Annotated in this window: 21 protein-coding genes and 2 riboswitches; of the genes, 18 read left to right on the top strand and 3 right to left on the bottom strand. The window is 75.3% G+C overall.

Annotated features, from left to right (window positions below; genetic code table 11):
• The 13 genes from HF577_RS27525 to HF577_RS27465 form a co-directional block, all read left to right on the top strand.
• Window positions 1-825, top strand: an 825-nt coding sequence (locus HF577_RS27525; protein ID WP_169398879.1) for a VWA domain-containing protein, incomplete at its 5' end; no start/stop codon positions are given.
• Between the two features lie 13 nt (window positions 826-838).
• Window positions 839-1,453 carry a cob(I)yrinic acid a,c-diamide adenosyltransferase gene (gene cobO / locus HF577_RS27520; protein WP_169398878.1) on the top strand — a complete coding sequence of 205 codons (615 nt, stop codon included), beginning with the start codon at window positions 839-841 and terminating at the stop codon, window positions 1,451-1,453.
• 34 nt (window positions 1,454-1,487) lie between these two features.
• On the top strand, window positions 1,488-2,462 hold the full coding sequence (locus tag HF577_RS27515) for an aldo/keto reductase (protein ID WP_169398877.1): 975 nt from the start codon (window positions 1,488-1,490) through the stop codon (window positions 2,460-2,462).
• Between the two features lie 63 nt (window positions 2,463-2,525).
• On the top strand, window positions 2,526-3,914 hold the full coding sequence (locus HF577_RS27510) for a cobyrinate a,c-diamide synthase (RefSeq protein ID WP_211174922.1): 1,389 nt from the start codon (window positions 2,526-2,528) through the stop codon (window positions 3,912-3,914).
• 81 nt (window positions 3,915-3,995) lie between these two features.
• Window positions 3,996-5,039 carry a patatin-like phospholipase family protein gene (locus HF577_RS27505; protein ID WP_169398875.1) on the top strand — a complete coding sequence of 348 codons (1,044 nt, stop codon included), beginning with the start codon at window positions 3,996-3,998 and terminating at the stop codon, window positions 5,037-5,039.
• A 108-nt stretch (window positions 5,040-5,147) separates the two neighbouring features.
• Entirely contained in the window at window positions 5,148-5,312 is a 165-nt protein-coding gene (locus HF577_RS27500; RefSeq protein ID WP_211174919.1) for a hypothetical protein, read from the top strand.
• Between the two features lie 134 nt (window positions 5,313-5,446).
• Window positions 5,447-6,271 (top strand): precorrin-4 C(11)-methyltransferase, encoded by an 825-nt coding sequence (gene cobM / locus HF577_RS27495; RefSeq protein ID WP_169398874.1) that lies wholly within the window; start codon window positions 5,447-5,449, stop codon window positions 6,269-6,271.
• The gene (gene cbiE, locus HF577_RS27490; RefSeq protein ID WP_169398873.1) at window positions 6,268-7,467 is read left to right on the top strand and encodes a precorrin-6y C5,15-methyltransferase (decarboxylating) subunit CbiE; all 1,200 of its coding nucleotides are present in this window, start codon (window positions 6,268-6,270) and stop codon (window positions 7,465-7,467) included. Before cobM ends, cbiE begins: the two co-directional genes overlap by 4 nt.
• Before the next feature lie 28 nt (window positions 7,468-7,495).
• Window positions 7,496-9,193: a precorrin-3B C(17)-methyltransferase gene (cobJ, locus tag HF577_RS27485; protein WP_169398872.1), complete on the top strand. Its 1,698-nt coding sequence runs from the start codon at window positions 7,496-7,498 to the stop codon at window positions 9,191-9,193.
• Window positions 9,194-9,310: 117 nt separating this feature from the next.
• Window positions 9,311-9,367: riboswitch (cobalamin riboswitch) on the top strand.
• 65 nt (window positions 9,368-9,432) lie between these two features.
• Window positions 9,433-10,035 (top strand): precorrin-8X methylmutase, encoded by a 603-nt coding sequence (locus tag HF577_RS27480; protein ID WP_169398871.1) that lies wholly within the window; start codon window positions 9,433-9,435, stop codon window positions 10,033-10,035.
• Window positions 10,032-10,955, top strand: coding sequence for a sirohydrochlorin chelatase (locus tag HF577_RS27475; RefSeq protein WP_169398870.1), 924 nt, complete (start codon window positions 10,032-10,034; stop codon window positions 10,953-10,955). The genes HF577_RS27480 and HF577_RS27475 overlap by 4 nt, the downstream gene beginning before the upstream one ends.
• Before the next feature lie 5 nt (window positions 10,956-10,960).
• Entirely contained in the window at window positions 10,961-12,172 is a 1,212-nt protein-coding gene (gene cobA, locus HF577_RS27470; protein ID WP_425563856.1) for a uroporphyrinogen-III C-methyltransferase, read from the top strand.
• A 13-nt stretch (window positions 12,173-12,185) separates the two neighbouring features.
• Window positions 12,186-12,731, top strand: a complete 546-nt coding sequence (locus HF577_RS27465; RefSeq protein ID WP_169398868.1) for a cyclodeaminase/cyclohydrolase family protein — start codon at window positions 12,186-12,188, stop codon at window positions 12,729-12,731.
• A gap of 6 nt (window positions 12,732-12,737) precedes the next feature.
• Here HF577_RS27465 and HF577_RS39435 read toward each other — a convergent pair whose 3' ends face one another.
• Window positions 12,738-14,270, bottom strand: a complete 1,533-nt coding sequence (locus HF577_RS39435) for a serine/threonine-protein kinase (protein ID WP_169398867.1) — start codon at window positions 14,268-14,270, stop codon at window positions 12,738-12,740.
• A gap of 139 nt (window positions 14,271-14,409) precedes the next feature.
• A riboswitch (cobalamin riboswitch) is annotated at window positions 14,410-14,529 on the top strand.
• 35 nt (window positions 14,530-14,564) lie between these two features.
• Between HF577_RS39435 and cobN the strand changes: the two genes are divergently transcribed.
• From cobN to HF577_RS27440, 4 genes are all read left to right on the top strand, one after another.
• A complete protein-coding gene (gene cobN, locus HF577_RS27455; RefSeq protein WP_169398866.1) occupies window positions 14,565-18,347 on the top strand; it encodes a cobaltochelatase subunit CobN in 3,783 nt (1,260 codons plus the stop codon).
• Window positions 18,344-19,084 carry a precorrin-2 C(20)-methyltransferase gene (gene cobI / locus HF577_RS27450; RefSeq protein WP_169398865.1) on the top strand — a complete coding sequence of 247 codons (741 nt, stop codon included), beginning with the start codon at window positions 18,344-18,346 and terminating at the stop codon, window positions 19,082-19,084. Before cobN ends, cobI begins: the two co-directional genes overlap by 4 nt.
• Before the next feature lie 7 nt (window positions 19,085-19,091).
• On the top strand, window positions 19,092-20,840 hold the full coding sequence (gene cobT / locus HF577_RS39870) for a nicotinate-nucleotide--dimethylbenzimidazole phosphoribosyltransferase (protein WP_169398864.1): 1,749 nt from the start codon (window positions 19,092-19,094) through the stop codon (window positions 20,838-20,840).
• A gap of 117 nt (window positions 20,841-20,957) precedes the next feature.
• Window positions 20,958-21,518: a BUD32 family EKC/KEOPS complex subunit gene (locus HF577_RS27440; protein WP_169398863.1), complete on the top strand. Its 561-nt coding sequence runs from the start codon at window positions 20,958-20,960 to the stop codon at window positions 21,516-21,518.
• A 5-nt stretch (window positions 21,519-21,523) separates the two neighbouring features.
• Here the strand turns inward: HF577_RS27440 and HF577_RS27435 are convergent, their stop codons facing one another.
• Together HF577_RS27435 and HF577_RS27430 are read right to left on the bottom strand one after the other, a co-directional pair.
• Window positions 21,524-22,261, bottom strand: coding sequence for a DUF998 domain-containing protein (locus HF577_RS27435; RefSeq protein ID WP_169398862.1), 738 nt, complete (start codon window positions 22,259-22,261; stop codon window positions 21,524-21,526).
• Between the two features lie 78 nt (window positions 22,262-22,339).
• Window positions 22,340-22,834, bottom strand: a complete 495-nt coding sequence (locus HF577_RS27430) for a DsbA family protein (protein WP_246267377.1) — start codon at window positions 22,832-22,834, stop codon at window positions 22,340-22,342.
• A gap of 133 nt (window positions 22,835-22,967) precedes the next feature.
• On the opposite strand from HF577_RS27430, the gene nhaA reads away from it, so the two are divergent.
• Window positions 22,968-24,248: a Na+/H+ antiporter NhaA gene (gene nhaA, locus HF577_RS27425; protein ID WP_169398860.1), complete on the top strand. Its 1,281-nt coding sequence runs from the start codon at window positions 22,968-22,970 to the stop codon at window positions 24,246-24,248.
• Window positions 24,249-24,442: the final 194 nt, after the last annotated feature.

The following is a 24,442-nucleotide window of genomic DNA, read 5'->3' as shown; positions in this document are numbered from 1 at the left end:
CCCCCGTCCACCCCGTTCCGGGCCCGCCTGCTGCAGGTCCCCGGGGTGGGGGAGGGCGCACCCGGGCGCCGGTCGCGGGCGCGCACCGACACCGGACGGGTCGTCCGCGCGTCCGGCGAGGCCCCGCGCCGCGCCGCCGACCTGCACCTCGCCGCCACCATCGCCGCCGCCGCCCCGCACCAGCGGTCCCGCGGCCGGGCGGGCGCCGGGCTGCTGCTGCGCACCGGCGACCTGCGGCGCGCCGAACGGGAAGGCCGGGAAGGCAACCTCGTGCTGTTCGCCGTGGACGCGTCGGGCTCGATGGCCGCCCGGGCGCGGATGTCCGCCGTAAGCGGGGCGGTCCTGTCCCTGCTGCGCGACGCCTACCAGCGCCGGGACAAGGTCGGGCTCGTCACCTTCCGGGGCACGGCGGCCGAGCTCGTGCTGCCGCCCACGTCCAGCGTCCCGGCGGCGCAGGTCCGGCTCGCCGCGATGCGCACGGGTGGGCGCACGCCGCTGGCCGACGGGCTGCTGCGGGCCAGGGCCGTGCTGCGCGTCGAGCGGCTGCGCGACCCGCGCCGCCGCCCCCTGCTCGTGCTGCTGACCGACGGCCGCGCCACCGTCGCCGCTCGGCCGGGCGGCGACCCCGTGCACGACGCCTGCCGCGCCGCGGCCCTGCTCGCGGCCGACGGCGTGGCCACCGTGGTGGTCGACTGCGAGAGCGGCCCGGTCCGGCTCGGCCTCGCCGCCCGCGTCGCCGCCGCGGCCGGGGGACCGGCTCTCGGGCTCGCGGAGCTCTCGGCCGACCAGGTGGCCGGGGTGGTCCGCGCCGCCCGGGCCGCGTGAGGGAGGAGCACACATGCCGCAGGGACAGGTCACGGTCGTGCCGGAGGACGGGCTCACCACCCGCCAGCGCCGCAACCGGCCGCTCGTCGTCGTCCACACCGGCGAGATGAAGGGCAAGTCGACCGCGGCGTTCGGGCTCGCGCTGCGCGGCTGGAGCCAGGGCTGGTCGATCGGGGTGTTCCAGTTCGTCAAGTCCGCCAAGTGGAAGGTCGGCGAGGAGGCCGCCTTCCGGGCGCTCGGCCGCGTGCACGCCGAGACCGGCGAGGGCGGCCCGGTCGAGTGGCACAAGATGGGCGAGGGCTGGTCCTGGACCCGCAAGCCGGGCACCGACGACGACCACGCCGCTGCCGCCGCCGAGGGCTGGGCGGAGATCCGCCGCCGTATCGAGGCCCAGGCCCACGACGTCTACGTGCTCGACGAGTTCACGTACCCGATGAAGTGGGGCTGGGTCGACGTCACCGAGGTGGTCGAGGTGCTGAACGCGCGGCAGGGCCGTCAGCACGTGATCATCACCGGCCGGGACGCGGCCCCGGAGCTCGTGGCCGCGGCCGATCTCGTCATGGAGACCACGAAGGTCAAGCATCCGATGGATTCCGGGCAGAAGGGACAGCGCGGCATCGAGTGGTGAGCCGGTCACAGAACGGCGGGCTAGGGTCCGAAGCGTGGAGTACACACGACTTGGTTCGACCGGACTGCAGGTCTCGCGGGTGTGCCTGGGGATGATGAGCTACGGCTCGTCGTCGTGGCGGGAGTGGGTGCTCGACATCGACGCCTCCCGCCCCCTGGTGCGCAGTGCCGTCGAGGCCGGCGTCACCTTCTTCGACACCGCCGACGTCTACTCACTCGGAGTCAGCGAGGAGGTGACCGGCACGCTGCTCGGCGAGCTCTTCCCCCGCCGGGACGACTACGTGCTCGCCACCAAGGTCTTCTCGCAGATGAGCGACCGCCCCAACGACCGCGGCCTGTCCCGCAAGCACATCATGGCGAGCATCGACGACTCGTTGCGACGCCTGGGCACCGACTACGTCGATCTCTACCAGATCCACCGCTTCGACTCCGAGACCCCGATCGAGGAGACGATGGAGGCGCTGCACGACGTCGTGAAGGCGGGCAAGGCCCGCTACATCGGCGCGTCCAGCATGTACGCCTGGCAGTTCGCGAAGGCGCAGTACACGGCCGACCTCGGCGGCTGGACGCGCTTCGTCTCGATGCAGGACCACTACAACCTGATCTACCGCGAGGAGGAGCGGGAGATGCACCCGCTCTGCCTCGACCAGGGCGTCGGCGTCATCCCGTGGAGCCCCCTGGCCCGCGGTCGCCTGGCGCGCCTGCCGGAGCAGCGCGCCACCACCACCCGCTCGGGCAGCGACCCGATCGGCGACCGGATGTACAACGAGGCCGACGACGCCGTGGTGCACGCCGTCGCCGACGTCGCGAAGGGCCGGGGCCTGCCGCTCGCGCAGGTGGCGCTCGCCTGGATGCTGCACCAGGACGCGATCACCGCGCCGATCGTCGGGGCCACCAAGCCCGGCCACATCGAGGACGCGGTGGCGGCCGTCGACATCGAGCTGTCCGACGACGAGATCGCCGCGCTCGAGGCGCCGTACGTCCCGCACCCGGTCCTCGGCCACTCGTAACCGACACCACCACATGGACACCTCAGGCTGTTCCCCAGCGGTCCCGGACCGCGACAGGTGTCCATGTGGTGGGCGGGGCCGGCCGTGACGGCGCGGGCGGTCGTGGTCGCGGCTCCCTCGTCCGGGAGCGGGAAGACCACCGTCGCGACGGGGCTCATGGCCGCGCTGCGGCAGCGCGGCACGGCCGTGGCCCCGTTCAAGGTCGGGCCGGACTACATCGACCCCGGCTACCACACGCTGGCGGCCGGCCGGCCGGGCCGCAACCTCGACCCGGTGCTCGTCGGGGCCGAGCGCATCGCACCGCTCGCGCGCCACGGTGCGGCCGGTGCCGAGGTGGCCGTCGTCGAAGGGGTGATGGGCCTGTTCGACGGCCGGCTCGCCGACGGCCGCGGCTCGACGGCGGAGGTGGCCGCGCTGCTCGGGGCGCCGGTGGTGCTGGTGGTCGACTGCCGGGGGCAGTCGCGCAGCCTGGCGGCGCTGCTGCACGGGTTCCGGTCGTTCGACCCGACGGTGCGGCTCGCCGGCGTCGTCCTCAACCGGGTGGGGAGCGCCCGCCACGAGACCGTGCTGCGGGCGGCCGCCGACGAGGTCGGGCTGCCGGTGCTCGGGGCGCTGCCGCGCCACGACGCGCTGGCCGTCCCGTCGCGGCATCTCGGGCTGGTCACCGCGGCCGAGCACGGAGCCGACGCGGTGGCGGCCGTGGCCGCGATGGCCGAGCTCGTGGCCACCCACGTCGACCTCGACGCGGTGCTCCGCCTGGCCGAGCCGCTGCCGGCGGGCGAGACCTGGTCGGCGGCGGATGCCGTTCCCCCGCCGGACGCGGGGTACGCCCCGCGCACGGCGGTGTTCGGCGGCCCCGCGTTCACCTTCGGCTACGCCGAGCACGTCGAGCTGCTGGCGGCGGCGGGTGCCGAGGTCGTGGTGGTCGACCCGCTGCGCGACGAGTCGCTGCCCGCCGGGACGGCGGCGCTGGTGCTGCCCGGCGGGTTCCCGGAGGAGCACGTCGCCGTGCTGGGGGCGAACGAGAAGCTGCGCGCGGCGGTGGCCGCGCTCGCCGCCTCCGGGGCGCCGGTGCACGCCGAGTGCGGCGGCCTGCTCTACCTCTGCGAGTCCCTCGACGACGCGCCGATGTGCGGGGTCCTGCCTGCCAGGGCCGCGATGACCGGGCGGCTCACACTCGGGTACCGCGACGCCGTCGCGCTCACCGGGTCGCCGATGTTCCCGCCCGGGAGCCGGGTGGCCGGACACGAGTTCCACCGCTGCTCCGTGACCCCGGGCGCCGGTCCGGCCGAGGCGCGCGGCGGTCCCGCGTGGGGCTGGCACGGTGGCGCACCCGACGGGCCGACCACCGAGGGGTGGGTCCTCGGCGGGGTGCACGCCTCGTTCCTGCACACCCATCCGGCTGCCGATCCGGAAGGCGTCGCCCGTTTCGTCGGCGCAGCGGCCCGCTGAAGCGTGATTCGCCGGTATTCCTTTTTCCTCACCGTCGTTGCTACCGTCGGGTAACTGGTCCTCACCGTTGAGGAGGGCACCATGCCGGACCGCCGGAGCACACGGGACGCGTCACGACGAGCGCCGAGGGTGGGGCTGGTGCTCGGCGCCGGTGGCATCCTCGGCTCGGCCTGGATGGTCGGCGCGCTGTCGGCGCTGGCGGCCCGGCTGGACCGCCCGCTGGGCGAGGTCGATCTCGTCCTCGGCACGAGCGCGGGCAGCGTGCTCGCCGCGGCGTTGCGCTGCGGCATGGACGTGCCTGAGCTGCTGGCCCACCAGCGGGGCGCCGACCCGGCCGACCCGGCGGACCGGCGCCCCGAGGACCTGCCCGAGATGCGGGCGATCGACCGCGAGTCCGGCGAGGGGTTCCCGCCGCTGCCCCTGCCGCTGCTCGGTTCCCCGCGGCTGCTGGTCGCCGCCGCGACACCGCCGTGGCGGATGAACCCGGTGATCGCCGCGTCCGGGCTGCTGCCCCGGGGCCGGGGCCGGATGGGGTCGCTCGTCCGGATGGTCGACGTACTCCAGGCCCGGATCGGGATCACCGCGGACGGGTGGGTGCCCGGTGCACCGCTGTGGGTCGTCGCCGTCGACTACGACAGCGGCAGGCGGGTCGTCTTCGGCCGGCCCGGAGCCCCGCCGTCCTCCGTGGCCGACGCGGTGCTGGCCTCCTGCTCGATCCCCGGCTGGTTCGCGCCCCGGACGATCGACGGGCGCCGGTACGTCGACGGTGGGGTGGCCTCGTCGACGTCACTCGCGCTGCTCGCCCGGCCCGGTGCGCCGGAGCTGGACGAGGTGTACGTGCTCGCCCCGCTGGCCAGCCACGACTACGACCGGTCCCTCGACCCGATCGTCGGTGTGGAGCGGGGGGTCCGGCGGCTGATCACGCGCTGGCTCGACGCGGAGGTCGAGGCGGTGCGCGCCACCGGCGCGCGCGTCACCGTCCTGCTGCCGGGAGCGGCCGACCTGCTGGCCATGGGCGGCAACCTGATGAACCCCCGCCGCCGGGAGCAGGTGCTCGACACGGCACTGACGACCGCGTCCGAGACCCTGGCCGAAGCGCTCGGCAGCGGCCGGAGCGCCGCGTGACCGGTACCGCAGCGCGCGCCAGGAACGGCGAGGTCGAGCTGGCCTTCGAGCGGGTCGGTCCCGAGGATGCCGAGCCGCTGCTGCTGATCATGGGTCTGGGGGATGCAGATGCACTTCTGGCCCGACGAGCTGTGCGCGCAGTTCGCCGACGCGGGCTTCAGGGCGGCGGCCGTCCCGGGGTCGCGGCTGGTCACCTATCCCGGGATGGGCCACAACCTGCCCCGCGAGCTGTGGTCGTCGATCGTGGCGGAGGTGGCCGCGCTGGTGCGCTGAGCGGCTCGCCGAAGTTCAGGAAAGCCACTTTCAGGCCCTCTCCGGGCAGCAAAGTGGCTTTCCTGAACCACGGGGGGCGCGGCGGGACGGGGCGCGTTTTACTTCGCTCGGCCCCGCAGCTCAGACTGTCCGGCGTGGATCGCGGGAGAGTGTCCTTCATCGGGGCGGGGCCGGGGGCGGCCGACCTCATCACCTTGCGCGGCGCGCGGCGGATCGCCGAGGCCGACGTGGTGATCTGGGCCGCGAGCCTGGTGATGGAGGAGTGCGTCACCGAGCACGCCCGGGCCGACGCCGAGCTCGTGGACTCCTCGGCGATCGCCCACGAGGACGTGCTCGCGCTCTACCGCCGGGCCGCGGCCGAGGGGCTGAAGGTGGCCCGCGTGCACTCCGGTGACCCGTCGCTGTGGGGCGCGGTGCAGGAGCAGTACGACGCGGCGGAGGAGATCGGCCTCGACGTCGAGATCGTGCCGGGGGTCTCCGCGTTCGGGGCCGCCGCCGCCGTCGCCGGCCGGGAGCTGACGATCCCCGAGGTCGCGCAGTCGGTGGTGCTCACCCGGCTCGAAGGGGGCAAGACGCCGATGCCGGAGCGGGAGAAGCTGCGCGAGTTCGCCCGGCACGGCACCACGATGGCGATCTTCCTGTCCGCCGCCCGCACCGCCCAGATGGTCGACGAGCTGCGCGCCGGTGGCTATCCGGACGACACGCCCGTCGTGGTGGCCTACCGCACCAGCTGGCCCGACGAGCTGACCCTGCGCTGCCGGCTCGACGAGGTCGAGGCGGTCTGCAAGGAGCGCAAGCTGTGGCGGCAGACGTTGTTCCTCGTCGGCGCGGCACTCGGCGCGACGGGGCGGCGCAGCCACCTCTACCACCCCGGCCACTTCCACACCTTCCGCAAGCCGGACGCCGCGGCGCGCCGCGAGCTGCGCGCGGCCCGGGCGGCCGGACGCCCCGCCCCGTGACCCTCACCGTCGTCGGGCTCGACGGCTCCCCGCTCCCGCCGGGGGCGGCCGCGGCGCTCGCGGAGGCCGAGCTCGTGGTCGGGGCGCCCCGGCACCTGGCGGCCGTGCCGCTGCCGGATGCGGCCGAGCGCGTCGAGCTGGGCCCCGTCGAGCCCGCACTGGCGAAGCTCGCGGGTCGGCGGGCCGTGCTGCTGGCCAGCGGGGACCCGGGGTTCTTCGGGATCGTGCGGCTGCTGCGCGAGCGCGGTCACGAACCCGTCGTGCTGCCCGCCCGGTCGAGCGTGCAGCTGCTGTTCGCCCGCGTCGGCCGCTCCTGGGACGACGTGGCCGTGGTGAGCGCGCACGGCCGCGCCCTCGGTCCTGCCGTCAACGTCTGCCGGGCCCGCGGGGCCACGGCCGTCCTCACCGGGCCGGGCGCCGGGCCCGCCGAGATCGGCGCCGCCCTGGACGGCTGGCCGCGCACGCTCGTCGTCGCCGAGGACCTGGGCGGTCCGGGGGAGCGGGTGACGACCGTGCCGGCCGCCGAGGCCGCCACCCGCGCGTGGCACCCGCTCTCCGTGGTGCTGTGCCTGCGCGCCACCGACGCGCCGGAGGTACCCGCCCGCGGCTGGTTCGCCGGCGGCGAGCCCGCGCCACCCCCCGGGGGGTGGGCGCTGCCCGACACCGCCTTCGAGCACCGCGCCGGGATGGTCACGAAGGCCGAGGTCCGAGCCGTCGCGCTGGCCCGGCTCGCCCCGCGCCCCGGCACCCTCGTCTGGGACGTCGGCGCCGGCTCGGGCTCGGTGGCGGTCGAGTGCGCCCGCCTCGGTGCGGCGGCGCTCGCGGTGGAACGTCGCGACGACGACGCCGCCCGGGTCCGGGCGAACGCGGAGGCCCACGGCGTCGAGGTGCGGGTCGTGGCCGGCACGGCGCCCGCGGCGCTGGCCGGGCTGCCGCGCCCGGACGCCGTGTTCGTCGGCGGTGGGGGCCCCGAGATCGTCACCGCCGCTGCTGCGGCCGGCCCGCAACGGGTCGTCGTGGCGCTCGCCGCGCTGGACCGGATCGCCCCGACCCGCGCCGCGCTCCTGGCCGCCGGCTACGCGACCGGCGGCACGCAGATCGCCGCGAGCCGGCTCGCCGAGCTGCCCGACGGTGCGGTGCGGCTCGCGGCCACCAACCCGATCACGCTCGTCTGGGGAGAGGTGCAGGACCGATGACCGACGCTCCGCTCGGTGGGTGCGGCGCATGAGCATCGCGCTGTTCGCCGTGACCGAGGCCGGCAGGCGGGCCGCCGCTGAGGTGGCCGGCCCGCTCGGCGCCACCCGGCACGAGTTGGACGAGCTGGCGCAGCTGTGGCCGAGCCTGGACGGGGCCGTGTTCTTCCTCGCCACCGGCGCCACCGTGCGGCTGATCGCCCCGCTGCTGGCCGACAAGCGCACCGACCCCGGGGTGGTCTGCGTGGACGAGGCCCGCCGGTTCGCCGTGGCACTCGCCGGCGGGCACGAGGGCGGGGCCAACGCCCTCGCCACGCGGGTCGCGGCGGTGCTCGGCGCCGAGCCGGTGATCACCACCGCGTCCGACGCCGCGGGGAGCACGGGCCTCGACGAGCTGGTGGCGCTGCTCGGCGCCACCGTCGACGGAGACCTCGCCGCCGCCGGCACCGCGCTGCTGGACGGCGCCGCGCACGTGGAGAACCCGCTCGGCTTCCCGCTGCCACCGATGCCGCCCGGCACCGGGGAGCCCCGGCACCGGATCGTGATCACCGACCGGATGCCACCGGCTCCGGCCACGGCAGCGGGTGTCACGCGGCTCGTGCCGCCGACGCTCGTGGTCGGGATCGGCAGCGCCCGCGGGGTCCCGCCCGAGGCGGTGGCGGCGATCCTGGACCGGCTCCGGACCGGGCCCGGGCTCGACCTGCGGGCCGTCCGCGCCTACGCGAGCGTCGACCTCAAGGCCGGGGAGGCCGGCATCCTCGCCGCGATCGCCCCGGCCGAGCTGCTCACCTACCCGGCCGCGGTGCTGGCCGGCGTCGACGTGCCGAACCCCAGCGAGGTGGTGCGCGCCGAGGTCGGCACGGCCAGCGTCGCGGAGGCGGCAGCGCTGCACGCCGCGGCCGAGCTGGGTGGCGGCGCCCCCGTCGAGCTGGTCGTCGAGAAGATCAAGGGCGACAACGTGACGGTCGCGGCCGCGCGGATCCGCCCCCGGGGCCGGCTGGCGATCGTCGGCCTCGGGCCCGGCGCCGCCGACCTGCGCGTGCCGCGGGCCGACACGGAGCTGCGGCGTGCGTCGATCGTGGTGGGCCTCGACCAGTACGTCGACCAGGTGCGGCACCTGCTGCGGCCGGGCACCGAGATCCGGGCCAGCGGTCTCGGCGACGAGGAGCAGCGCGCCGCCGACGCCGTCGCCCTCGCGGCGAAGGGGCACGCCGTGGCGCTGATCGGTTCGGGCGACGCCGGGGTCTACGCGATGGCGAGTCCCGCGCTGCAGGGCGCCGGACCCGACATCGACGTCGTCGGGGTGCCCGGCGTGACCGCCGCGCTCGCCGCCGCGTCGCTGCTCGGGGCCCCGCTCGGCCACGACCACGTGCTGATCTCGCTGTCGGACCTGCACACCCCCTGGCCGGTGATCGAGCAGCGGGTGGCGGCCGCCGCGTCCGCCGACCTCGTCACCTGCTTCTACAACCCGCGCAGCCGCGACCGGCACTGGCAGCTCGGCGCCGCACTGGACGCGTTCCGGGCCCACCGCCCCCCGACGACGCCCGTGGGCGCGGTGCGGCAGGCGGGCCGGCCCGGGCAGCGGGTCTGGACGGCCGCACTGGCCGACTTCGACCCGGCGGAGGTGGACATGCTCACCACGGTGGTGGTCGGCTCGTCGGCGACGAGGATGGTGGCGGGTCGCATGGTGACCCCCCGCGGCTACCGCTGGACGGCTGCCCCGCCGTGAGCGCACCCCCGGCAGGTTCAGGAAAGCCACTTTCCTGCCCTCTGCGGGCAGCATCGTGGCTTTCCTGAACCAGGGGGCCGGCAGCCGCGGGTTATGCTCGGCGCGATCGGCAGCGTGGAACCCGGTGCGATCCCGGGACGGTCCCGCCACTGTGACCCCGGGCGACCCGGGGGAGTCAGACCCCCGCCGCCGATGACCACCGAACCCGTCCGGGCGTGGACACCCGGGGAGGAGAGAGCGTGCGCGCCACCGTGCACCCCATCGAGGTGCAGTCGTACGCGATCCTGCGTTCCCGGCTCGACGTCTCGGACCTGCCCCCGCTCACCCGCGCGGTCGTGGAGCGGGTGGTCCACACCAGCGCCGACCCGAGCTGGGCGGGTGATCTCGTCTGCGCCGAGGACGCGCTGCGCGCCGGCCGCACGGCGTTGCTCGCCGGGGCGCCGCTGGTGACCGACGTGCGCATGGTCGCCGTCGGGATCACCGCCCGGCCCGCCACGGTGGCCATCGATCTGCCCGGCGTGCGTGAGCTCGCGGCCGCCGAGGGGCTCACCCGGTCGGCTGCGGGGATCCGCGTCGCCGTCGGCGAGCACCCGGCAGGCGCCGTCTGGGCCATCGGTAACGCGCCCACCGCGCTGGCCGAACTGGTGCGCTGCGCCGCGGCCGGCCTGGTCACCATGCCGCTGGTGGTGGGGCTGCCCGTGGGGTTCGTCGGCGCGGTGGCGGCGAAGGCCGCACTGCGCTCGGCGCTGCTGCCCGCCGTGTCCAACCGATCGGAACGGGGCGGGGCGGCCGCGGCGGCCGCCGCCGTCAACGCGTTGCTGTACAGCGAGGAGACCCCATGAACGTCCCGCCGGTGCTGCTGGTCGGCCACGGAACGGTCGACGCCACGGGCGTGGCCGAGTTCGTGGCGTTCACCGACCGGGTCCGGCGGGTGCTCGCCGCCGAGAACGTCGACGTGGACGGCGGGTTCATCGAGCTGTCCCAGCCGACCGTGCACGAGGCCTGGACGGCCCTGTCCGGCCGGGGCCACACCGCGCTGGCGGCGGTGCCGATGGTGCTCGTGGCCGCCGGGCACGCCAAGGGCGACATCCCCGCGGCGCTGCAGCGGGAGGTGGTGCGCGACCGGGCCACCAGCTACGTGCTCGGTCGCCCGCTCGGCCCGCACCCGGTGCTGCAGCACCTGCTCGACCAGCGGGTCACCGCAGCGCTGCGGGGCGACCCGGGAGCGGGCACGGCCGTGCTGCTGGTCGGGCGGGGCTCCACCGACCCGGACGCCAACGCGGAGGTCTGCAAGGTCGCGCGGCTGCTGCAGGAGGGCAGGCCGTACGACTTCGTCGAGCCCGCGTTCGTCTCGCTGGCCCGGCCCGACGTCACCGCCGGGCTCGCCCGCTGCCGGGCGCTGGGCGCGCGTCGAGTGGTGGTGGCGCCGTACTTCCTGTTCGACGGCGTGCTGCCGCGGCGGGTCGTCGACCAGGCCACGGCGTTCGGCGCGGAGCACCCGGACGTCGACGTGCGCATCGCGGGCTACCTCGGCGACTGCGACGAGCTCGCCGGGCTCGTCGTCGAGCGCTACCGCGAGGCGCTGCACGGCGACATCAGGATGAACTGCGACACCTGCGCGTACCGGGTGCTGCTGCCCGGGTTCGAGGACAAGCTCGGGGCCGCCCAGACCCCGCACTCTCATCCCCACGATCCTGGCAATCCCGACGACCCGGCCCACGGCCATGGGCACGGGCAGGTGGAAGCGGTGGCCGGAGAATGAGGATCGTGGACCCCTATCTGGTCGGGCTTGACCTCGGCGGCAGGCGCGTCGTCGTGGTGGGCGGTGGCGCGGTCGCCCAGCGGCGGATCACCGGCCTGCTCGCGGCCGGAGCCGACGTCGAGGTCGTGGCGCCCGAGGTCACCCCGGCGGTCGAGGGTATGGCGACGGCCGGGGAGGTGCGCTGGAGCGTGCGGACCTACCGCGACGGTGACCTCGACTCCGCCTGGTACGTCGTCGCGTGCACGGACGACCCGGCCGTCAACGCGGCGGTGGGCGCCGACGCCGAGGCCCGGCGGATCTTCTGCGTGCGCGCCGACGACGCACCGGCAGGCAGCGCGGTCACCCCGGCCGTGGGACACCACGACGGGCTCACCGTCGGGGTGCTCGCCGGCCGCCGTCCCCGGCGCTCGGCGGCGGTCCGCACGGCGCTGGTCGAGGCGCTGCAGACCGGCCTCGTCGACGACTCCGCCGAGCCGGTGCATCCGGGCGTGGCGCTGATCGGCGGCGGCCCGGGCGACCCGGAGCTGATCACCGTGCGGGGCAGGCGGCTGCTGGCCCGCGCCGACGTCGTCGTCACCGACCGGCTGGGCCCCCGTGACCTGCTCGACACGCTCGCTCCGCACGTCGAGGTGATCGACGCCTCGAAGATCCCCTACGGCCGCGCGATGAACCAGGCCCGGATCAACGAGCTGCTCGTGGAGCACGCCAGGGCCGGCCGGTTCGTCGTCCGGCTCAAGGGCGGTGACCCCTACGTCTTCGGGCGCGGCTTCGAGGAGGCGCTCGCCTGCGCCGAGGCCGGCGTCCCCGTCACCGTCGTGCCCGGCGTGACCAGCGCATTCGCCGCGCCCGCGGTGGCCGACGTCCCGGTGAGCCATCGCGGGGTCGCCCACGAGATCGTCGTGGTGTCGGGGCACGTCGCCCCCGGCGACCCGCGCAGCCTCGTCGACTGGCCCGCGCTCGGCCGCCTGCGCGGCACGCTCGTGCTGCTGATGGCGGTGGAGCGGATCGACGCGTTCGCCACCGCGCTGATCGAGGGCGGCCGCCCCGCGGACACGCCCGTCGCCGTGGTGCAGGACGGGACGATGCGGATCCAGCGTTCGCTGCGCGCCACCCTCGCAACGGTGGCAGACGCCGTGCGCGAGCAGGGGATCAGCCCGCCCGCGGTGATCGTCGTGGGACCGGTCGCCGGGCTGGCCCACGAGCCGGTCACCGGCTGAGAGAGGGAGACCCGTGCCGGACGAGGAGTCGCTGCTCGATCTCACCGTGCGTGAGCTGCTCGACGCCGTGGCCGCCCGCACCTCCGCCCCGGGCGGCGGTGGGGCTGCCGCACTCGCCGCCGCGCTGGCCGCTGCGCTCACCGGGATGGCGGCACGGTTCGGCGACGGTTCCGCCGCGCAGGAGGCCGACGCCCTGCGCGCCCGCGCCGCCCTGCTCGCCGATGCCGACGCCGCGGCGTACCGGGCGTACCTGGCGGCGGTGCGCCTCCCGCGCGACGACCCCTCCCGAGCCGATGCCGTGACCGTCGCCCGGCGCGACGCCGTGGGCGTGCCCGCGGAGATCGGGCAGATCGCGGGCGCGGTGGCGGACCTGGCCGCGGGGATCGCCCGCGACGGCAACCCGAACCTGCACGGCGACGCGGTGGCGGCGATCCACCTCGCGGCGGCGGCCGCGGCCACCGCCGCCGAGCTGGTGGCGGCGAACGACCCGCCCGACGACGCGCTGGCAAGCGCCCGCGCGGTGGCCGACGCCGCGCGGGCGCGCGCGGCGCAGGCCTGAACCCTCTCAGCAGGCCTGCGGCGGGGCGATCGTGCGCGCCCCGCGGATCAGCAGGCCAGGGGCGGGGCCGGCCAGGCGGTAGGTGAGCTGCCAGTTCGTGCAGGTCTGGCCGCCCGGGCCCAGCTCGGCGGACTGGGTGCTGGTGAACGCCACGTCCACCTCGAGCCCGTCCGCGTCGTCGTCGCGCACCGCCGTCAGCACGGGGTTGTGGATGACCGTGGTGGCCTGCCCCTTCGCCCACACCTCCAGCCCGCTCCTGGCGATGTCGGAGTCGGGGTGCAGGAGGGCGAACGCGTCGGCGTAGCGGTTCTCGTTGATCCCCGCGACGTACCCGTCGATCACGGTGCGGGCCTCCTCCAGCGCGGGGTGCGCCACCCCCGGCGCGACATCGGCCAGGTGCTCGCGCGGGAGCGCGGCGCCCGACGTGCCGGTGGCGGCTGCGGGTTCGCTCGGTGCGGCGCTCACCGACCGTGGACGGTCGACGAGCTGCAGGAACGCGATCGTGGCGAGCGCGGCCACCAGTACCGCGGCGACCGTGGCCACGACCAGTGGACGGCGTCCGCGCCGGGGCGGCACCCGCGTTGGCGGCGGTGCGAACTGCGGGGCCGGGACGGCGGGGGGAGGCAGGCGCGGGACGTACACCGTCGCGGTGGTGCCGGGCCCGCCGGCGGCCGGGCCATCGACGACGGCCCGGGTGACCGGCTGTCCCGTGGCGCGCTGCGCGCCCTGCAGGGCCTCGGCGGCCTCGGCGGCGGAGGCGAACCGGTCGCCCGGCGCCTTCGCCATCAGCCGCTCCACCACCCGGCACACCGCGTCGGGCACCCCCGCCGGGCGCAGGTCGGGCACCGGGTCCCGGGCGATCCGCGCGACCGTGGCGAACAGCTCCTCGGTGTCGGTGACGAACGCCGGACGGCCGGTGAGCAGCGCGAACATCGTGGCGCCGAGTCCGTAGAGGTCGGCGGCGGGGGTGGCGTGCCCCTCCAGCAGCCGCTCCGGCGACGCGTAGGCCGCGCTCGCGCGGATCCGGCCGACGGCCGTGGTCTCGGTGACGCCGGGCAGGCGCGAGATGCCGAAGTCCCCGAGCTTCGGCTCGCCGTAGCGGGAGACGAGCACGTTGGCCGGTTTGAGGTCCAGGTGCAGGATGCCGGCGCGGTGCGCCGTCTCCAGCGCTCCGGCCACCGTGACCGCGACGTCCAGGACCTCGGCCCACGGCAGCGGCCCGTCCCGGCGGATCCGGTCGGCGAGCGACCCCGCCGACATCAGGTCCATCACGATGTAGGGCTCGCCGCGGGCGGTGGTGCCGCTGCGGTGCACCGTGACGATGTGGGGGTGCCCGGACAGCGCCCCCATCGCCTGGCACTCGCGGACGAACGCGCGCCGCACACCGTCGCCGTCGAGCCGCTCGTGCAGCACCTTCACGGCGACCCGGCGGCCGAACTCCGGCTCCTCGGCGGTGTAGACGGTGCCGTACCCGCCCTGGCCGACCACCTCGGGACGGGCCAGCCCCGGTATGCCGGGTTCTGGCACGTCGGAGATCATCGGCGCAGTCTAGGAGGGTGCTGAACAACTCCGCCCGGGCGTCGCGCAGCAGGGCCGGGTTGTTCAGCGCGCTCCTAGGGATGATCGCGGGGGCGTCGGCATCCTCACGCCGCGTTGACCCGTGACCTCCCGATGTGTTCCAGTTCTCCCCGACGTCAGTGGAGGAAGCCGGTGTGAGTCCGGCGCGGTCCCGCCACTGTCACCGGGCCGGCACGCGCGGGCCTGGGAGCCAGACACTCGCTGCCGTCGCACCTCCCACCGAGTAGAGGGCGCGGACCCTCGGAAGGAACGCTGATGACGCGCGCTGCCTCCACCACTGCCGGCCGGGAGGGGTCCGCCGCCGACGGGGCTCCGAGCACCGTCCTGCTGTTGTCCACCGCCGACACCGAACTGCTGGCCGCCCGCAGCTCGGGGGCCCTCTACCGCACGGCCAACCCGGCACGCGTCGAGCCCGCCGGCCTGGCCCCGCTGCTCGACGGCGTCGACGTGGTCGTGCTGCGGCTGCTCGGCGGGCGCCGCGCCTGGCCGGAGGGGGTCGACGCGCTCGTGGCGTCCGGGCGTCCCGTCGTGCTGCTGGGCGGGGAGGCCGCGCCCGACGCGGAGCTGATGGCCGCCTCGACGGTGCCGGCCGGTGTGACGTCGGAGGCGCTGGCCTACCTCGCCGCCGGCGGCCGGGACAACCTCCGCGAGCTGCACCGGTTCCTGTCCGACACGGTGCTGCTGACCGGCGAGGGGTTCGCCCCGCCAGCACCCGCCCCCGACTTCGGGGTGCACGGCGAGCGCGAGCAGATCCCCGGCCGTCCGACGGTTGCGGTGGTCTTCTACCGGGCGCACGAGCTGTCGGGAAACACCGCGTTCGTCGACACGCTCTGCGACGCGATCGAGGCGCGGGACGCCAACGCGCTGCCGGTGTTCTGCGGGTCGCTGCGCGGTGTCCCGTCCGCCGGGGCGGACGGCCTGATGGAGCTCCTGGGCCGGGCCGATGCGCTGGTCGCCACCGTCCTCGCCGCGGGGGGCACCCGCGCGAGCGACGCCGTGGCGGGCGGCGAGGAGGACTCCTGGGACGCGGGCGCGCTCGCCGCGCTGGACGTGCCGGTGCTGCAGGGGCTCTGCCTGACCACATCGCGGGCCACCTGGGCCGACTCGGACGCCGCGCTCTCGCCCATGGACGCCGCGATGCAGGTGGCGATCCCGGAGTTCGACGGCCGGCTGATCACGGTGCCGTTCTCGTTCAAGGAGGTCGACGCGGGCGACGACATCCCCGTGTACCGGGCCGACCCCGAGCGCGCGGCCCGGCTGGCCGGGCTTGCCGTCCGCCACGCCCGGCTGCGGGCCACGCCCGTCGCCGAGCGGAAGCTCGCCGTGGTGCTGTCGAGCTACCCGACCAAGCACGCCCGCGTCGGCAACGCGGTCGGGCTGGACACCCCGGCGTCCGCGGTGGTGCTGCTGCGCGCGCTGCGGGACGCCGGGTACGCGGTGGGAGACTTCCCGGAGGACTCCGACGAGCTGATCCACACGCTGATCGCCGCCGGTGGCCACGACGTGGAGTGGCTCACCGAGGACCAGCTCGCCGCCGCCCCGTCACGGGTGCGGCTGGACCACTACCGCCGCTGGTTCGACGCGCTGCCGTCCGCGCTGACCGACGGGATCCGGGAGCACTGGGGCGAGCCGCCGGGGTCGCTCTACGTCGACGGAACCGACGTCGTGCTCGCGTCCCTGCAGTTCGGCAACGTGGTGCTGATGATCCAGCCGCCGCGCGGGTTCGGGGAGAACCCGGTGGCGATCTACCACGACCCCGACCTGCCGCCGTCGCACCACTACCTGGCGGCGTACCGCTGGCTCGACCACGAGTTCGGCGCGGACGCCGTGATCCACCTCGGCAAGCACGGCACGCTGGAGTGGCTGCCGGGCAAGGGGCTCGGGCTGTCGGCGGAGTGCGCCCCGGACGCCGTGCTCGGCGAGCTGCCGCTGGTCTACCCGTTCATCGTCAACGACCCGGGCGAGGGCACCCAGGCCAAGCGCCGCGGCCACGCCGTGGTCGTCGACCATCTGGTGCCGCCCATGGCGCGCGCCGACACCTACGGCGAGATGGCGAAGCTCGAACAGCTGCTCGACGAGTACGCCACCGTCGCCGCGATGGACCCCGCGAAGCTCCCGGCGCTGCGCGCGCGGATCTGGGAGGTCGTCACCACCGCACAGCTGCACCACGACCTGCACGTCGACGACGCGCCCGGCGAGCAGGAGTTCGACGACTTCGTCCTGCACATCGACGGGTACCTGTGCGAGGTCAAGGACGTCCAGATCCGCGACGGGCTGCACGTGCTGGGTGGAGTGCCTGCCGGCGAGGCGCAGGTCAACCTGGTGCTGTCGATCCTGCGCGCCACACAGGTCTGGGGCGGCAAGCGCGCACTCCCCGGCCTCCGCGCCGCACTGGCGGCGTGGGCGGGCCTGGACGAGCAGTCCCTTCTCGCGGCTCCCGGTGAGCGGTTGCAGCAAAGCCACTTTGACGCAACCTCGTTGCATGAAAGTGGCTTTGCTGCAACGGGGGCTGCACCGGGGAGCACCCCGCTGGAGCGGCTCGTCGGGCTCGCCGGGGGGCCGGCCGTCACCGGGGCCGATCTCGTCGACGTGCTGGAGGGCGTCGCTCGCGCGCTCGTCACGGAGGTGCAGGGCCGGGGCTGGGGCGGTGCGGCGCAGGTGTGTGCCGATCTGCTGGGCGAGGAGATCCCCGACGTGGTGGCGGTGCTGCAGTTCGGCTGCGCCGAGGTCGTGCCGCGGCTGAACCGCACCACCGACGAGATCGCCGGCGTGCTGCACGCCCTGGACGGCGGGTACGTGCCCGCCGGACCGTCGGGCTCGCCGACCCGCGGCCTGGTCAACGTGCTCCCGACCGGGCGCAACTTCTACTCCGTCGACCCCAAGGCGATCCCGTCGCGCTCGGCGTGGGAGATCGGGAGCGCGCTGGCCGACTCGCTCGTCGCCCGCCACCTCGCCGACACCGGCACCTACCCGCAGAGCGTCGGGCTCACGGTGTGGGGGACCTCGGCGATGCGCACCCAGGGCGACGACCTCGCCGAGATCCTCGCGCTGATCGGCTGCCGCCCGGTGTGGGACGAGGCGTCGCGGCGGGTCACCGGTGTCGAGGTCGTGCCGCTCGAGGAGCTCGGCCGCCCGCGTATCGACGTCACGGTGCGGATCTCCGGGTTCTTCCGCGATGCGTTCCCGCACGTCATCACGCTGCTCGACGACGCGTTCGGGATGGTCGCCGAGCTGGCCGAGCCGCCCGAGCAGAACCACCTGCGCGCCCACGTCGAGGAGGACGTGGCCACCCACGGCGACCGCCGCCGGGCCACGGCCCGGATCTTCGGCTCGAAGCCGGGTGCCTACGGCGCCGGCCTGCTGCCGCTGATCGACGCCCGCAACTGGCGCAGCGACGCCGACCTCGCCGAGGTCTACGCCGTGTGGGGCGGCTACGCCTACGGCCGCGGGTTGGACGGCCGCGAGGCGCGCGCCGACATGGAGCAGTCGTTCCGGCGGATCGCGGTGGCGGCCAAGAACCAGGACACCCGCGAGCACGACATCGTCGACTCCGACGACTACTTCCAGTACCACGGCGGGATGGTCGCGATGGTGCGCGCGCTGACCGGGCGCTCGCCCGCCGCGTACGTGGGTGACTCGGCGGTCACCGACGCCGTGAAGACGCGCACGCTCGCCGAGGAGACCAAGCGGGTCTTCCGGGCGAGGGTCGTGAACCCGAAGTGGATCGCCGCGATGCAGCGCCACGGCTACAAGGGCGCGTTCGAGCTCGCCGCCACCGTCGACTACCTGTTCGGCTACGACGCCACCGCCGGCGTGGTCGACGACTGGATGTACGCCCAGCTCGCCGAGAGCTACGTCTTCGACGAGACCAACCGCGACTTCATGCAGCGGTCCAACCCGTGGGCGCTGCGCGGGATCACCGAGCGGCTGCTCGAGGCCGCCGACCGCGGGCTGTGGGCCAAGCCCGACGACGCCGTGCTCGACCGGCTGCGCCAGACCTACCTCGACCTCGAAGGCGACCTGGAGGGCGAGTCGTGACGAACACGCTGGTGGGGGTCGGGGTCGGCCCCGGCGATCCGGAGCTGGTCACCGTGAAGGCGGCCAACCTGCTGGCCAAGGCCGACGTCGTGTTCGTGCCCGTGGCCGACTCCGGCGAGACCGGACGCGCCGAGCAGACCGTGCTCTTCTACGCCGAGGCGTGGCGGGTGGAGCGGGTGGTGTTCGCGCTGCACGACCGCGAGCACACCCACCGCCGGGAGCAGGCCTGGGACGCGGCCGCGGCGCAGGTGGCGCGCTGGTACGCGCGGCACCCGGGCGGCACGGCGGTGTTCGCGACGATCGGCGACCCGTGCGTCTACTCCACGTTCAGCTACCTGGCCGCGTCGGTGCGGTCGGTGGTGGGGGAGCTGTCGGTCGAGCTGGTGCCGGGGATCACCGCGATGCAGGACCTCGCAGCGCGCAGTGGCACGTCGCTGGTGGAGGGCCGGGAGGCGCTCGCCCTGTTCCCGATGACCGCCGGGCCCGAGCGGTTCCGGGAGGCGCTCGCGCGCGGGGACGCCGTGGCCGCCTACAAGTTCGGCCGGATGCTGCCCGAGACCCTCGCCGTCCTGCGCGAGACGGGCCGGATCGACGAGGCGGTGTACGGCGCGGGGCTGGGGCTCGCGGAGGAGGACATCCGCCCCGCCCGCGACCTGGACCCGCACGAGCCCGGCCCCTACCTCTCCACGCTGGTCGTCCCGCCGAAACGCGACGGCCGCGGCCACGGACTGCGCTGACGCCGCCGTGGACCCCGACGCGTTCTACGAGGTCGTGCACTCCCGCCGCGACGTGCGCTCGGGGTTCCGGCCCGGCGCAGCCGTCGACGACGCCGTGCTGCGCCGGGTGCTCGATGCCGCGCACGCAGCGCCCAGCGTGGGCTTCTCCCAGCCGTGGGACTTCCTCGTGGTCCGCGACCGGGCCCTGCGGGAGCGGGTGCAGGCCCACGTCGCCGCCTCCCGGGCCGCGTACGCCGCCACGCTGCCCGGCGCCCGGGCGGCCGCGTTCCGCGACCTCAAGGTCGAGGCGATCCTCGACGCCGCGCTGAACATCGCCGTCACCTGCGACCCGACCCGCGGTGGCCGCCACACGCTGGGCCGCCACACCCAGCCGCGGATGGCGCCCTACTCGACGGTCGGCGCCGTGCAGAACCTGTGGCTGGCCGCGCGGGCGGAGGGTCTGGGCGTCGGCTGGGTCAGCTTCGGTGACGAGCGCGTGCTCGCCGGCCTGCTCGGGCTGCCGCCGCACCTGGAGGTGGTGGCGTACCTGTGCGTCGGGCCCGTCACGGACTTCGCTACCGAGCCGGAGCTCGCCACGGCGGGCTGGGCGCAGCGCAGGCCGCTGCGGTGGGCGGTGCACCACGACACGTACGGCCGGCGCGGACTACCCGGGGAGGAACCGATGGACCTGCTCGACGAGACCGTCGCCGCGATCGTCGCGCCGGACGGCGCGGCACGTGCAGCCGCCACGGAACGCCTCGACCGGATGACGAAGCCGCGGGGCTCGCTGGGCCGCGTCGAGGACGTCGCCGTCACCCTCGCGGGGATCGCCGGGAGCTGCCCCCCGGCGGTACCCGAGCCGGCGGCGGTGGCCGTGTTCGCCGCCGACCACGGCGTGCACGCCCAGGGGGTGTCGCCGTGGCCGCAGGAGGTCACGGCGCAGATGGTGGGCAACTTCGTGGCCGGTGGCGCCGTGGTCAACGCCTTCGCGCGGCGGTTGGGTGCCGAGGTGTGCGTGGTGGACGTGGGGGTGGCCGCGCCGCTCGCCGCGCCGGACGCCGCACCCGTTCCCGGTCTGCTCCCGCGGCGCGTCGCCGACGGCACCGCGGACATGACCGCAGGCCCAGCCCTCACCCGTGAGCAGGCCCAGGCGGCCGTCGAGGTGGGCATCGAGACCGCCCGTGACCTCGTCGCGGCCGGCAACCGGTGCCTCGTCACCGGCGACATGGGCATCGCCAACACCACGGCGGCGGCCGCCCTGATCTGCGCCTTCACCGGATCCGAGCCGGGTGCGGCCACGGGTCGGGGCACCGGCATCGACGACGCGACTCTCGTCCACAAGACCGCGGTGGTGGCCGCGGCACTCGCCCGGCACGACCCCGACCCGGCCGATCCGGTCGGCGTGCTCGCCGCGTTCGGTGGGCTCGAGCACGCCGCGCTGGCGGGGTTCGTGCTCGGCGCAGCGGCCCTGCGGGTGCCGGTGCTCCTCGACGGGGTGAACGCCGGGGCCGCCGCGCTGGCGGCCGCGGCCCTCGCCCCGGCTGCGACGGGCTACTGCGTCGCGGGACACCGCTCGGCGGAGCCGGGGCACGCCGTCGCCCTCGCGCAGCTGCGCCTCGAACCGCTGCTCGACCTCGGGATGCGGCTGGGCGAGGGCAGCGGGGCACTGCTCGCCCTTCCCGTGCTGCAGGCCGCCGCGCAGGCGCTGCAGGACGTCGCCACCTTCGACTCCGCCGGGGTGGCCGACAAGGAGGGTGCTGAACAACTCCGCCCATAGGGCCGAGATGTTCAGGGCGCTCCTCGGGCTGAGCCCGTACGGGCCAGGCCCCGCCCCCGTCCGCGCGACGGTGAGTGGTTCCTCCCCGCCGACGGGGGATCGGGTTCCCTGCTCCGGGTGGCCGACGGAGTGGCGGCGGGGGACGTGCGGCGGATCCGTGACCTCGGTCTGGCGGGCCTGCTGCCGATCGGGAACGTCGTCGCCGCCGACGGGCAGGTGTGGCTGCGCACCCCGCAGCCGCCCACACCCACGCTGGACGACCTGCTCGACGCCCCCCTGACCGGCGCGGACGCGGTGGCGGTGCTGACCGTCGTCGTCCGGACGGTGGCCGAACTGCACGCCCGGGGCCTCGTCCACGGGCACCTCGACGGCGAGGCGGTGTTCTTCGACCCGGACGGGACGCCGCTCGTGGTGATGATCGACGCCGGCCGCGGCGACCCGGCGCAGGACCTCGACAGCATCGCCGACATCGCGGCGACGCTCGCCCACGTCTGGTGCTCCGGCGACGCCCCGACCGCGGCGCTCCTGCGCCGGTGCGCGGCCGTGGCCCGCAGCGCCGGGCCGGAGGCCGCGCTCGAGGCACTGCTCCCTGCTCCGCGGGCCTGCGGCGGACCGGCTGCGGTGGGCACCCCGCCTGCGCCCGATGATCACCCGTCCGACGTCGCCGCCATCTCCTGACCACGTCAGCAGGGCGGGGCAGCCCCGGACGCCGCGGTGTCGGCGGGCCACGGTCCCGTGCGGGAGCGCGCAGCGGGCCACGACACCCGCAGCAGATGCACGGCCAGCACCGCGACGACCGCGCCGTGGACGAGCAGCGCCATCCGCTGCAGGAGCCCGCCGGGGTCGACGCCGCCGAACACCGACACGAACCCGGGGATCCAGTCGTTCAGCCTGCTCACGACGTACACGACGGCCAGTACCGCCGCTCCGGCCGACAGCCTCCGGACGAGCCCGACCACCGGCAGCCACGCGGGGCTCTCCGCCAGCCGGGGGGCCGCCGCGAACCCGGCGAGAGACAGCAGCGCGAAGATCCCGGCGCCGGCGAACTGGTGCACCCAGCCGCTGACCGTCAGGATCTGCGGCGAGTCGTCGGTGGGGAAGATCGCCGCCACCAGCAGGCACGCCGTCCACGTGATGAACAGGACGGCCGGGCGACCGGCCAGCCGCACCCCGGCGCGGGCCATGCCGAGCACCACGGCCTGGGTCCCGACGGCGAGGGCCACGACCGCCGAGCCGAGCAGGTCGGCGGCTCCGTCGACGAACTCGTAGAAGCTCAGGGGCTGCGAGATCGGGTCGACCTCGTGCCGGTAGGCCACCCCGAGGTAGAGCATCAGCACCATGGCGCGCCCGGCTGCGAGGATCGCGAGCACGGCGAGCAGCGACGTGCCGATTCCCGGCCACCTCGGGGCGGGTCGCTGCATGGTCCACATCATGCCGCGCGAGATGCTGTTCCGCGATCATCGCGCGCCACCCGAACGGGCCCGATCCAGCAGGCCGGCTCAGGTTTCGAGTGCCTCGACCAGGTCCCGGACGGTGACGGCCCCGCGGTACTGCGCACCGTTGACGAAGAGGGTCGGAGTACCACGCACGCCGCTGCGGACCCCGGAGTTGAAGTCGGCCTCCACCCGCTCCTCGACGAACTGGGTGGCGGGCCACACCACCTTCTCCGGCGGGACGCCGATCTCCTCGGCGTAGCGGCGCAGGTCCTCCTGCCGCAACCGGGGCTCGTCGCCGGAGAAGAGCCGGTCGTGCATCGGCCAGAACTGGCCCTTGACGGCCGCGGCCTCCGCCGCGACCGCGGCCGACAGCGCGAACGGGTGCAGCTCGGCCAGCGGGAAGTGGCGGAACGCGAAGACGAGACGGGTGCCGAGCCGCTCGCGCACCTCCTCGATCACCGGTGCCGCCTTGCGGCAGTACGGGCACTCGAAATCGCCGTACTCGACGAGCGAGAGCTCTGCGCCGAGTACGCCCTGCAGATGGTCGTAGGTCCCCATCCGGGGGTCGAGAGCGATCGTGACCTCCAGTGACGTCTGCCGAGGTGCCGGTTCCCAGGATGGCAGGATTCCCCGAGTGGCGGTAACGACACTAACCGAGCGCGGCGAGCTGAGTCGCGCCGCGCGGTCCTTCATGCGGACCGAATCCGGTTCGGCGGTCCTCCTGCTCGCCGCCGCCGTGATCGCGTTGGTCTGGGCCAACGTCGGGGGTTACGAGGCGTTCTGGCACACGCCGCTCTCGTTCTCCGTCGGCTCCATCGACCTGACCCTCGACCTGCGCCACTGGGTCAACGACGGCCTCATGGTGCTGTTCTTCCTGAGTGTCGGCCTGGAGATCTCGCGCGAGACCGTGCTCGGAGAGCTGCGGGGTGTCCGGGCGCTCGCCACCCCGGCGGTGGCCGCCATCGGCGGTCTGCTGGTCCCGGCTGCGATCTTCCTGCTGTTCAACGCGGGCGGGCCGGCCGCGGGCGCGTGGGGCATCCCGATCTCGACCGACACGGCGATCGTCATCGGCATGCTCGCGCTGATCGGGCCGCGTTGCCCGGACCAGCTCCGGGTGTTCCTGCTCGCGCTCGCGATCGTCGACGACATCGGCGCCGTGCTCGCGATCGCCATCTTCTACACCCACCAGGTGAACTACACGGCGTTGCTCCTGGCCGTCGTTCTGTTCCTGGCGCTGCTGGGGCTGCGGTTCGTCGACTTCTGGCGCACGCCGATCTACGTGGTGATCGCCGTCGTGATGTGGGTGGCCGTGCTGGAGTCGGGTGTGCACCCGAGCGTGGTCGGCGTCGCACTCGGCCTGCTCGTCAACGCATACGCCCCACGGCCGCGCGACATCGCGAGGGTGCAGGTGCTGGGCAGCAGCTTCATGCTCGACCCCAGCCCGGAACGAGCCCTCGCCGCCCGGACCGCCGCGGTGGAGGCCGTGTCGCCGAACGAGCGGCTGCAGCTGCGCATCCAGCCGTGGAGCAGCTACGTGATCGTCCCGATCTTCGTGCTGGCCAACGCCGGTGTGGTGCTGTCGGGCGCTTCCATCGCCGCTGCCGTCAGCTCGCCGCTCTTCTGGGGCATCGTGGTGGGCCTGACGGTCGGCAAGCTGATCGGCGTCACGCTGGGCACCTGGGTGGCGCTGCGCACCGGGATCGGCCGGGTGCCCGACACCCTGCGATGGGGCCAGATGGTGGGCGGTGCCGGGCTCGCGGGCATCGGGTTCACGGTCGCCCTGTTCATCACCGACCTCGCACTGACCGACCCGGTGCTGGTGAACGACGCCAAGATCGGCATCCTCACCGGCTCCATCCTCGCGGGCGTCATCGGCTGGCTGATCTTCCGGCTGGCGGGGGAGCGCGGCGGCCAGTGCGCCCCGAGCGGGCTCCCGGTGCTGCCGCCGCGGCCCTGGCGGCCGCCGGAGTAGCCGCCCCGCCCGCAGGGCGGGCGACTCGCGCACCCGAACCGGGCGACTCGCGCACCCGAACCGGGCGACTCGCGGAGCAGAACCGGGCGACTCGCGCACCCGAACCGGGCGACTCGCGGAGCAGAACCGGGCGACTCGCGGGGAGTTCCGCGAGTCGCCCGCTTTCTGCGCGCGAGTCGCCCGTTCCGTGGCCG

This window comes from Pseudonocardia xinjiangensis (genome assembly GCF_012911925.1).
Classification (GTDB): domain Bacteria; phylum Actinomycetota; class Actinomycetes; order Mycobacteriales; family Pseudonocardiaceae; genus Pseudonocardia; species Pseudonocardia xinjiangensis.
This window is presented reverse-complemented; position numbering and strand designations above follow the sequence as displayed.

Coding starts and splice junctions, on each gene's coding strand:
- cobO (WP_169398878.1), top strand. CDS start 839: ATGCCGCAGGGACAGGTCACGGTCGTGCCGGAGGACGGGCTCACCACC.
- HF577_RS27510 (WP_211174922.1), top strand. CDS start 2,526: ATGTGGTGGGCGGGGCCGGCCGTGACGGCGCGGGCGGTCGTGGTCGCG.
- HF577_RS27430 (WP_246267377.1), bottom strand. CDS start 22,834: ATGGGGACCTACGACCATCTGCAGGGCGTACTCGGCGCAGAGCTCTCG.
- cobN (WP_169398866.1), top strand. CDS start 14,565: ATGACGCGCGCTGCCTCCACCACTGCCGGCCGGGAGGGGTCCGCCGCC.
- HF577_RS27505 (WP_169398875.1), top strand. CDS start 3,996: ATGCCGGACCGCCGGAGCACACGGGACGCGTCACGACGAGCGCCGAGG.
- HF577_RS27435 (WP_169398862.1), bottom strand. CDS start 22,261: ATGCAGCGACCCGCCCCGAGGTGGCCGGGAATCGGCACGTCGCTGCTC.
- HF577_RS39435 (WP_169398867.1), bottom strand. CDS start 14,270: ATGATCTCCGACGTGCCAGAACCCGGCATACCGGGGCTGGCCCGTCCC.
- HF577_RS27475 (WP_169398870.1), top strand. CDS start 10,032: ATGAACGTCCCGCCGGTGCTGCTGGTCGGCCACGGAACGGTCGACGCC.
- cobJ (WP_169398872.1), top strand. CDS start 7,496: ATGAGCATCGCGCTGTTCGCCGTGACCGAGGCCGGCAGGCGGGCCGCC.
- nhaA (WP_169398860.1), top strand. CDS start 22,968: ATGCGGACCGAATCCGGTTCGGCGGTCCTCCTGCTCGCCGCCGCCGTG.
- HF577_RS27500 (WP_211174919.1), top strand. CDS start 5,148: ATGCACTTCTGGCCCGACGAGCTGTGCGCGCAGTTCGCCGACGCGGGC.